Annotated in this window: 3 protein-coding genes, 6 pseudogenes and 1 riboswitch; of the genes and pseudogenes, 7 read left to right on the top strand and 2 right to left on the bottom strand. The window is 60.1% G+C overall.

Annotation, left to right across the window (positions count from 1 at the left end):
* Positions 1–123: 123 nt before the first annotated feature.
* From IWX62_RS15795 to IWX62_RS15770, 6 genes and pseudogenes are all read left to right on the top strand, one after another.
* Positions 124–966 (top strand): annotated as a pseudogene (locus IWX62_RS15795) (ISL3 family transposase); the annotation flags it as partial.
* A 133-nt stretch (positions 967–1099) separates the two neighbouring features.
* Positions 1100–2250 (top strand): annotated as a pseudogene (locus IWX62_RS15785) (DDE-type integrase/transposase/recombinase); the annotation flags it as partial.
* 281 nt (positions 2251–2531) lie between these two features.
* Positions 2532–4010 carry an IS21 family transposase gene (istA, locus tag IWX62_RS15780; protein ID WP_196842367.1) on the top strand — a complete coding sequence of 493 codons (1479 nt, stop codon included), beginning with the start codon at positions 2532–2534 and terminating at the stop codon, positions 4008–4010.
* Positions 4007–4738: an IS21-like element helper ATPase IstB gene (gene istB, locus IWX62_RS15775; RefSeq protein WP_196842366.1), complete on the top strand. Its 732-nt coding sequence runs from the start codon at positions 4007–4009 to the stop codon at positions 4736–4738. Before istA ends, istB begins: the two co-directional genes overlap by 4 nt.
* A gap of 90 nt (positions 4739–4828) precedes the next feature.
* Positions 4829–5032, top strand: a pseudogene (locus IWX62_RS16490) (IS3-like element ISAar46 family transposase); the annotation flags it as partial.
* A 163-nt stretch (positions 5033–5195) separates the two neighbouring features.
* A riboswitch (cyclic di-GMP riboswitch) is annotated at positions 5196–5270 on the top strand.
* 369 nt (positions 5271–5639) lie between these two features.
* Entirely contained in the window at positions 5640–7940 is a 2301-nt protein-coding gene (locus IWX62_RS15770; protein ID WP_196842365.1) for a fibronectin type III domain-containing protein, read from the top strand.
* 512 nt (positions 7941–8452) lie between these two features.
* On the opposite strand, the pseudogene IWX62_RS15765 reads toward IWX62_RS15770, so the two are convergent.
* Positions 8453–8950: pseudogene (locus IWX62_RS15765) on the bottom strand (transposase); the annotation flags it as partial.
* Between the two features lie 138 nt (positions 8951–9088).
* Positions 9089–9316, bottom strand: a pseudogene (locus tag IWX62_RS15760) (IS110 family transposase); the annotation flags it as partial.
* A 109-nt stretch (positions 9317–9425) separates the two neighbouring features.
* Between IWX62_RS15760 and IWX62_RS15755 the strand changes: the two are divergent.
* Positions 9426–10331 (top strand): annotated as a pseudogene (locus IWX62_RS15755) (ISL3 family transposase); the annotation flags it as partial.
* Positions 10332–10469: the final 138 nt, after the last annotated feature.

The raw sequence follows: 10469 nt of genomic DNA, 5'->3' as shown, positions 1-10469 counted from the left end.
CCCCACCAACGAGCCCAAAACCACAAAATCACCCGAAGCAGGAATCAACCGCCAGCGCAGCGACCAAACCGACGATCATGAAAAATCCGGGCTAGATCTTGATTCCTCTACCGCAAGGCCCTCGTGTTCCACGCTACCTTCCACAGCCCTGACCTGACCACATTCTGTCGGCTCGACGAACTTGGACTCGAGGCCACGGGGCAGCATCTGAGCCGCGATCACGCCGTTCTTGCTTGCCGTGTTGTTGACCCAGATGACTGGTGCCGTAACTGTGGGTGCCAAGGCGTCCCTCGGGACACGGTGACCCGCCAGCTCGCTCACGAACCCTTCGGCTGGCGCCCGACCACGCTGCTGGTCAAAGTTCGCAGATACAAATGTTCCGGGTGCGGACAGGTGTGGCGGCAGGACACGTCCAAAGCCGCCGATTCACGGGCGAAACTCTCCCGCCGCGGGCTGCGGTGGGCGTTGGAGGGAATCGTGTGTCAACACCTCACGGTCGCCCGCGTCGCCGAAGGGCTGGGCGTGAGCTGGAATACTGCCAACAAAGCTGTCCTGGCCGAAGGTAAGCGTGTGCTCATTGATGATCCGCACCGGTTCGACGGGGTCAAAGTCATCGGTGTTGATGAGCATGTTTGGCGGCACACCCGCCGCGGGGACAAATACGTGAGCGTAATCATCGATCTGACCCCGATCCGTGATGGCACCGGACCGTCCCGCCTGCTGGATATGGTCGAAGGCCGCTCAAAACAAGTCTTCGCCACGTGGCTAAAAGCACGCCCGCAACAATGGCGGGACAGGATCGAGGTCGTGGCCATGGACGGGTTCTCCGGGTTTAAGAGCGCCGCGGCCGAAGAACTTCCCGAGGCTGTTCCGGTGATGGATCCCTTCCATGTCATCCGCCTGGCTGGAGAGGCTTTGGATAGCTGCCGACGGCGCGTTCAGCAACAGTCCTGCGGGCACCGTGGGCGCCACATCCCCTACGTGTCAGGGTTGGGTGAGGCCAGTACTTCGTAGCAACTTCGTCTAATTCGTAGGGCGAGAACCAGGATCACCACTAATGTCTATCTCCACAATTTCCCCGCCGCGGGAGAATGGGTCCATGAGTAATCCTGGCCCCAGGTCCGGAGGCCCGACCCCTCGTAGGTCGTTCACTCCGGCACAAAAATTGGTGTACTTGGATGCGTACCAGCAGGCCTGTGACGATGGCACCGGCGGCGGGGCTTACCTGCGCCGCGAGGGCCTGTATTCCTCCCAGATCACCGAGTGGCGTAAGCTCCGCGACGCCGGTGTCCTCGAGGGCAAAAAGCCCGGGGAAAAGATCGGCAAGCCCACTGCTGAACAGGCAGAAATCGGGCGTCTACGTCGGCAGCTGGAGGTGAGTGAACGCAAGCTGGCACGGACTGCAGCTGCGTTGTCGATAATGGAAAAAGCACGGCTGCTTTTGGAGGATATCTCCGAAAGCGCGGAGCAGCAGCCCTGGTACAAGAAACCCTGATGAGCGCCTACACCGCCCTCACCCTGGCGGACATCTCTACCCGGGAAGCGGCCGTGATTGCAGGGGTATCCAGGGCCACAGCGACCCGCAAACCCCGAATCGCGGTGGAAGACCCTCCGCCGGTCCCGGCGCCGGCAAACAAGCTCTCAGTGGCCGAGCGCGACCACATCCTGGCGACCGTGAATTCGAAGGATTTCGTGGACCTGCCGCCGGTGCAGATCTATGCCCGGCTCCTGGACGAAGGCGTCTATTTGTGCTCAATCTCCACGTTCTATCGCGTCCTGGAGGAGAACTGCCAGGTCAAGGAACGCCGCCGGATCGCACGCCACCCGGCGCGGGCCGTGCCGGAGCTGGTCGCGACCGGACCCGGACAGGTTTACACCTGGGACATCACCAAACTCGCCGGCCCGATCAAGGGCAAATACTACGACTGCTACGTCATGATCGACATCTATTCCCGCTACATCGTCGGCGCCTACGTCCATGCCCACGAGTCCGGGGAACTGGCCGTGGAAATGATGAAGGAAATCTTCGGCATCCACGGCATCCCGCAGATCGTCCACGCCGACCGTGGCACCTCGATGACCTCCAAAACAGTCGCGGCGCTGCTCTCGGACCTGGAGGTCACCCGGTCCCATTCCCGTCCCCGGGTCAGCAATGATAATCCGTACAGTGAGGCCTGGTTCAAGTCGCTGAAGTTCGCTCCCACGTTCCCCGAACGCTTCAGTTCCCTACCCGACGCGAGAGCGTTCATGGACTTCTTGTGTGTGGTCGACTATTTGTAGGCCGTTTCAGCCAAGAAATCCTGCCGAGTTGGTGGCTGGTTTCAGGCCAAAAGAGCGGTAAGAATCAGGCCAGGCAATTCCCGTCCACGTAATGGATTTGGGGAGTGCGCAGAGATAGAGATCATCCGGTGGCCAGGGCCGTTCCCAGTGTGTTGGGGACATGGGCCCGCCACCCCCAGATAGGTTCCTTACGGCGCTGCCATTGCGAAGCGTGTGCGCCGGAAGGGCTGGAAAGTGAGATGACGGTACCCATGTCCGTTCAAGAAAATATCAGAAGACTCGACGCTCAGGGAGTCCCGGGGCGTGAGATCGCCCGCACGCTGGGGATCAGCCGTGATTCGGTGGCCAGGTACGCCGATCAGCAGGACTTCTCCCCGGTACCGCCAGCACCGGCGGCCCGGCCCGGAGGCTCAGTGTTGACCGGGTTCGATCACATCATTGAGCAGTGGCTGGGCGAGGACCAGCGCCGGCCGCGCAAGCAGCGCCATACGGCCAAGCGGATCTTCGACCGGCTGGTGGCTGAGCATGGTTTCACCGGCACGTATTCACCGGTGCAACGCCATGTGAAGAAGTGGGCTGCCCGGAACCGGCAGGCTGGTGAGGGCTTCACAGAACTGGTGTGGCCTGCTGGCACGGTGCAGGTCGACTTCGGTCAGGCCGAAGCGATCATCGCCGGGATCCGGCAGGTCCTGCATATCCTGGTGGTGACCTTCCCGTTCTCGAACATGCGCTTCGTGCAGGCGTACCGCGGCGAAACCGCTGAATGCGTCTGCCACGGGTTGCGCAGGGTGTTCGAACACATCGGGGCCGCACCCCGGCACATGGTCTTTGACAATGCCACCGGCATCGGACGCCGGGTCGGCACCAAAGTCGTGGAATCGAAACTGTTCGGCGCGTTCAAGCTGCACTACCGCGCCGAGTCGCGCTACTGCAACCCGTATTCGGGACACGAGAAAGGCAACGTGGAAAACGCGGTCGGATTCCTGCGCCGCAACCTCATGGTCCCCGAACCAGTTGCCGCCACGTTGGCTGGGCTCAACGACGTTCTGCTGGCCCGGTGCGACGCCCTGGCCGGGACCACGCACTACCGCAAAGCCCTGGCGTTGGGTGAGCTGTTCGCCCAGGATATGGCCGCGTCCCTGGCATTGCCCGGGGTCGGGTTCAACCCAGTGCGCTACGAGTCCCGCAAGGCCGACAAAACCGGAAATATCCTTATTGATGGGAACACCTACGCCGCCGGGCCCGCCTTCCACGGCCGGAACCTCACCGTCGGGTTGCGCCACGACGTCATCGAGATCCTCGACGAACACTCCGCGCCCGTTCGGTCCTTCCCGCGGGCCTTCGGGCACCAGGCCGAGACGATCTTCGAACCAGCGTCCCTGCTGCCGTTGCTGGTGACCAAGCCCGGGGCGTGGTCCCATTCCCCGCTGCGGGCCCTGGTCACCGACCCGGTGCGCGACTGGTTTGCCAAAGCCACCGCCACCGATCGGCGCCGGCTGCTCAACGCCGTGGATGCCGCGTCCGGATCCGCCGGCTTCGAGGCCGCAGTCCAGGCCGCCGACACCCTGATCCGCCGCGGGGACACCCCGGACATGGCCGCCCTGGGGATGCTCGCCCGCCGACTGGCCCACGGCACCGAACCGACCGCCGCCAACGTGGATCTGAGCGTCTATGACACCTTCACCACCAGGGACACCACCGTCAACACGAGCACCGGAGAAGTCGCATGAATCCGATCACCGTCCAAGACATCCTCGAAGCGGGCAAGCATGCCTCACTGACCGGCACCGTGTTGACCGAATGGGCTGAGAAGGGCACCCCGAAACAACGCGAATACCTCCACGGGGTCCTGCTGGCCGAACACGAATCACGGCAGGAATCACGGCGCCAGCGGCTGCTGAGATCCGCGAGGCTGCCAGCCCTGAAAACACTCACGGGATTCGACTTCACCAGTGTCAGGTTCCCCGAGGACTACGGCCGTGAGCCCCTCGAATCCCTCGATTTCATTACCCGGGCTCAGGACCTGGTCCTCTACGGAGACGTCGGCACCGGCAAAACCCACATGGCCACCGCCCTGGTGGCAGCCGCCTGCCGACAAGGCATCCCGGCCCGGTTCTTCACCACCTCAGCCCTGGTCATGATGCTACGCAGAGCCAAAGACGAGGACCGGCTGGACAAGGAGCTCGCATCCCTGGCCAAAAACCAACTCATCGCAATTGACGAACTTGGATATTTGCCGATCGACACCGAAGGAGCCAAGCTCCTGTTCCAAATCATCGCGAACAGCTACGAAAAACGCAGCCTCATCATCACCACCAACCTCGAGTTCTCCCGCTGGGGAACCGTGTTCGGGGACGACAACATGGCCGCGGCCGTCATCGACCGGCTAGTACACCACGGACGGCTCCTGCAGTTCCGCGGCGAGTCCTACAGAGTCAAAAATGCCCTAATGAAATAAGCACACCGCCGCAATGGAAGGAAACCGAGCACACATGGCCTGATTCTTAGCGCCGAAACGGCCGACTTAAAGTTGACGAAACACAACTTCTTTGTCGACGGGTACAACCACACCCATTGCCACACCGGAATCGGCCTCAACACACCGGCGGATGTCCACTACGGACTGGCCGCCAGCAAAGCCCTCGAACGAGCCAAAATCTTGGCCGCCGCACGGGCAAAAACACCCGAACGATTCACCACCAACAACGACCCCAAAATCCTCGCCATCCCCGCCAGGGCGAAGTTGTCCTCAACGATGCGTACCGGGAGACGGTCGCACTATTCCCAAAACGACCCAAAAAACCTCGTTCCGGCTCCCGATCGGTCATTCCCTGATCCATCACACAACGGGGTGCTCCGACAATTTGGGGCTAGAGGCTCCGCTAGTGTAAGGTGAGCGCCAGTGAGCCCTCGCTCACTGATAAGGGCAAACCTCGCGCAAGCTAGGGACGCAAAGCCACGGAACCCCTTGGGTCAGCCGGGCTACCAAATAGCAAAGGTCTCAACCATGCTGCACTCTCGCACCTCACTGCCTCGTTGTCGTCCGCTGGCCGGTTTACGGCTGTGGGTAGCAGACGGCCCCGTTACCTGAGACGGATTCTAAGCCCTGAACGGTTCACAGCCGTCTCGCTGGAGCACATTAAATTCTGATTAGTTCTGCATCTGGCCATGAGCAGCCTCGATTGGTGCTGACCGCCCTGGTGCCCGGCTCAGAGTTCACCAATTGCTCCTGTTCATTTGGCCCGCGCCGTTGAGCGTACTTCAAAGTCATTCACAGGTGTTGGCTGTCCAACTCAACCTGATTGCCCGCTCCCCTCCAGTGCTCTAATTCCCACATATGAGGTCCGATGCTTCTTGTCATGAAATCCGCCCAGAACCGAGCCCGGTTGGCGGTCCTTATCCCCGCGGTGCTGATACTTCAGCTCTTCACCGTGATACCAGCTGCAGTAGCGACTGATCCGAGTACCGTTCCTGTTACAGCAGATGCGACCGTTTCCTCTGAGGCCCCCACCGGGTTAAAGGTAGCTGGCCGTGACGCGTTTGGCCTTAAACTCGCATGGAACGTATGGAATAACGCACCGCGCTACCGCGTGCAACTATCGACCTCCCCAGACATGGCCAACGCTAGCTTCTACCGCTTCCCTCCCACTACGGGCGAGATCCGCGGCCTACAGCCAGATACCGTTTACTATGCGCGGGTCGCCGCCCTCAGCGAGGATGGCAACACCAGGCTCAGCCCATACTCCGCTCAGATAAGCGGAAGAACCGACTCCGCAGATCCCGGAGCCACCCCTACTCCAAGTGGGTTGAAATCCACAGCGCAGAGTCCCGTTTCCATCAATCTTGCGTGGAATTCATGGAACAACGCTGAGCTCTACAGGATTCAGTTTTCCACCAAAGCGGACCTGTCAGACTCCGGCTTTATTCGCTACTCCACAACGTCTGCTGAGATCCGGGGCCTCAACGCGAACACGTCTTATTACTTCAGGGTGGTCGCCCTATCCCCAGACGGCAACGAAAGACTCAGCGACTATTCGCCAGTCATATCCGCGAAGACCAAAACAGCCACAACGCCACTCGCCCCTGTGACTAGTCCCCTGTCTGTGGCAAGTTTCAACATCAAGTGCGCCAATTGTTTTTCAGGTGTGCCCAACGAACTGCCTTGGACAGACCGACGATCGGCCGTTGTTTCCACCATTACATCTCAAATGCCGGACGTGATCGGCATCCAGGAAGCTTCACAGGGATGGTTGAGCAATGAACCACGTCCCGGCGGGCTGTCGCAGTTCGAAGATCTGCGTGATCGTCTGAACGGGGCCGGTGCTCCCTACCGGCTCACGAATGACAAGCGGAACAACTGCGTCAACCATGTAACCCCAACCAACTGTGTCTACGAGGATCAAGGGGCTTCCCAAGGTACGAAGCTCTACTTCAACCCTTCCACGGTGGACCTTTTGAAGCAGGGTTCCCACCTAGTGCCATCCGCCAACGGCGCGGATAACGCAAGGTACTTGGCCTGGGGCATATTCAAGCAGAAGTCCACCGGCAAGCGATTCTTCGTCGGCAATACCCATTTGCAGCCGGGCGGCGGAGATGCCTACCATGCGCTCAGAAAGCAGCAGACTGAGAGCGTACTTGCCGAGATCAAGTCTGAGAACGTGGATAAGCTGCCGGTCATCATCACCGGAGACTTCAACTCACACAAGTGGACCGAGCCCGCCAACGTCACCTACGACGTAATCACCGGGGCCGGCTACGTCGACCCCCTTGGCAACACCTATAAAACCGATCTTCCAAGCGGTAACGCAACGGTCGAAAACCGGATCGGGACGTTCTATGACAGCTTCAACGGCTTCGACCGTCAGGCAAAAGCGCGCAACAACTATGGTAACGGCACCTATTTGGACTACATTTTTACGTCGAAGATGCGGGTTTCCGAGTGGGAGACAGTGGTCAAGGTTGACTCGAACGGTCGGTTCATCGGGACTATCCCGTCAGATCACAACATGGTACGGGCCGACGTCGATCTGCCGATGGTCGCCGAGACCATACCTGCCCCAACCCCGGCGCCTACGACCATCCAAACTTTCACAGACGTACCTAGAAACAACCAGTTCTTCACCGAAATTTCGTGGCTGGCTACGGAACGCATCAGCACCGGCTGGACAGAACAGAATGCTACCAAGACTTTCCGACCGCTCCAGTCCGTCAACCGTGATGCCATGGCCGCGTTCATGTACCGGGCTTCTGGCAGCCCCACGTACACACCTCCCAAAACATCACCGTTCGCCGACGTCTCGACGAATAACTTGTATTACAAGGAGATCTCCTGGCTGGCGTCCACCGGAATTAGCACGGGGTGGGTCCAACGAAACGGCACCAAAACCTTCCGCCCCCTGCAATCCGTGGGCAGGAACGCGATGGCGGCCTTTATGTATCGACTCGCAGATAGCCCTTCCTTCAAAGCCCCGACGTCAACCCCGTTCGACGACATCAGCACACAAGAACAGTTTTATAAGGAGATGGCATGGCTTGCATCGACCGGAATCAGCACAGGTTGGACAGAATCCAACGACACGAAGACCTTCAGGGCACTGCAACCTGTCAACCGTGACGCAATGGCCGCTTTCCTGTTCCGATTTAGCGCAAAGTTCCAGTAGCCAGTTTACTCGATTCCGGCTGCTGCCCGTTCAACGGCAGTAGCCGGAGTTAACGTCAAATTCGCAGTTTCCGATCACGCTACGGCCGTTCCACCTTTGCGGTGATCATGGTGTGATCTGAGGGGATGATTCCTCGGAGTTTTCCCTGGTCATCATTGTCTACAACGGTTTCCCACTCAACCACGCGCATCTCGTAGACCAGAATATAGTCGATATATCGACCGTTCCCGTATGGTCCGCGCACGGGAGCCTTGCGGGAAAACCCGTTGTAACTGTTAAAATGGGTGTTAATGCGTCTTTCGACCAAGGCCTTTTTAGCCTCGATCTTTCATGAGGCACTCTGGTTGGTGTGATCGGGGCTTACTGGCTGCCTGATGTGATTGATTCTGGCATGTGGGTACGACATTGTTGCCGCTGACCGGGTGGCGGTGGTCGGTGATGGTTCCACGTCCATCACGGTGCTCGTTTTCCTGCTGGTCCTCCTGCTCGGGGTCGGTCGGTGGCCCCGGCGCTTATGGCGGGTTCAAGACTTTCAGTCGGGTGAGGGCTTTGATGAGCAACGGTGTTTCAGGCGCGGTGGCGGCGAGGTGAACGGTCAGGCTTCGGGCGTGCCGACTGGTCTTCCCCGCGATCTCGAAGATCCTCGCCCGAAGTCTCTTCGGCTCCCATCGTCTGGCTCTGGTGCCGTGAAAGCCGAGCATCTGTGCCCAGGCCATGAGCTCTGCGGCGAGCATGACTAGGTGACACCAGAGCGTGTTGCCGGTGAAGGCGTGCAGGGGCAGGTTCTGCAGGCCGGTGTCCTTGGCGTTGCGGATCCGGTCCTCGCAGCGGGCTCGTAACCGGTGGCGGACTTCCAGATCCGCGAGCTGCCCGGTGTTCTGGTTGGTGGCAAACGCGGTATAGCGCATCCCCTCGACATCGGTGATCCTTAGTTGCGCGCCGACGTGAGGGATTTCCTTGCGGACGATGACGCGTATCGCGGCCGGCCAGGAGGACAGGTTGTCAAGCCCCGGGTTTGGTGGAGGGTTTGTTAGACCCGTTCCATCGTTTTGATGGCCGGGAGTTTTTAGTAGTAGACGGTTTCGGCTTCGACCGGGGGTAGGTAGCCGATCTCGCTGTGAAGGCGTCGGTGGACTCTTCTATGTCTGTCAAGCGGCTTCCTGTACCTTTTTCGTCCGGGCTTCGGCAGTCAAGATCCTGAACACACGACGCGCCAGATAGCGTTTGACGCAGCGCCGGATCTCCTTGTCTGCTTTGCCCTCGGCGCGACGTTTCTCGACGTATTCGCAGGTTTCAGATTCATAGGTCATTCTGGTGATCGCAGCCATGTGCGAGGCGCTGTTGACCCTTCTATCGCCACCCCGGTTCAAACGATGCGGACGAAAATTCGTGAACAACACCAACTACAAAACCCGTATCCTATTGAGAAGCGCCGCTAGAACAGCGGCCTGAACATCTCCTCAGCAGCGGAAATCACCACAAACCGCGAAGAGCCCGTTCGGCGTGTCCTGGTGGCTGGTCCAGCGGGCGTTGGATACCGCGGTGCTGAAACTCCCTGACGTGGACACCATGGCACCGGTCAGGCTCGGTATCGATGAGCACCGCTTCCGGTCCGTACGGTTCTTCCAAGACCCCGCCACGAAAGCCTGGACCCGGTACGAGCCGTGGATGTCCACCCTCGTCGATTTGGACACCGGGCAGGTCCTGGGCGTCGTCGACGGACGCGACAGCACCGGTGTTGGGGATTGGCTCAAGGCCCGCCCACTGGGTTGGCGACTCGGCGTCCAGGTCGTCGCAATCGACCCGTCAGCGGCGTTCCGCAAGGCGCTACGGATGTGGTTGCCCCGCACCGCTGTCAGCGTCGACGCGTGTCACCTGAGCATGCTCGCGAACGCTATGGTCACCGAGGTCCGCCAACGCCTCTGCCAGGAAGCCAAGGGCCGCCGCGGGCGCGCTACCGATCCTGTGTGGGCGAATCGGCGGCTACTGCTCAAGGGCGCCGACCGGCTCTCGGACCGGGCCCGAAACCGTCTTGAGGTGGTCTTCTCCGTTGATGATCCCAGCGGCGGGTTGCAGGCCGTCTGGGAGGTGAAGGAACAGCTCCGGACGCTGCTGCACACTGGGTCGATCGCCGAGGCCACCGCGGCGAAGACCGAGCTCGCAAGACTGGTCGACCGTGCAGGCCAGCCCGAGGCCAGAAGGCTCTACCGCACGATCTGCCGGTGGCGGAACGAGATCGAAGTCCTCATCGTCACCGGCGCCGCCACCGCGAAAGTCGAAGCGAACAACACCGCGATCAAGAACATCAAAAGGACCGGACGAGGATTCGTGAACAACACTAACTACAAAACCCGTATCCTATTGAGAAGCGCCGCTAGAACAGCGGCCTGAACATCTCCTCAGCAGCGGAAATCACCACGAACCGCGAAGAGCCGTCATAGCCTCGTAGCAACAAACATTGTTGGGTAGAGGGAGTTGCTGGTGGCGCGGAGGTTGTTGACGTTTGCTGATCGGGCGGACATTGCGGTG

The organism is Arthrobacter sp. CAN_A1 (genome assembly GCF_015751665.1).
In the GTDB taxonomy this organism is placed as follows: domain Bacteria; phylum Actinomycetota; class Actinomycetes; order Actinomycetales; family Micrococcaceae; genus Arthrobacter_D.
This window is presented reverse-complemented; position numbering and strand designations above follow the sequence as displayed.

Coding starts and splice junctions, on each gene's coding strand:
- istA (WP_196842367.1), top strand. CDS start 2,532: ATGTCCGTTCAAGAAAATATCAGAAGACTCGACGCTCAGGGAGTCCCG.
- istB (WP_196842366.1), top strand. CDS start 4,007: ATGAATCCGATCACCGTCCAAGACATCCTCGAAGCGGGCAAGCATGCC.
- IWX62_RS15770 (WP_196842365.1), top strand. CDS start 5,640: ATGAAATCCGCCCAGAACCGAGCCCGGTTGGCGGTCCTTATCCCCGCG.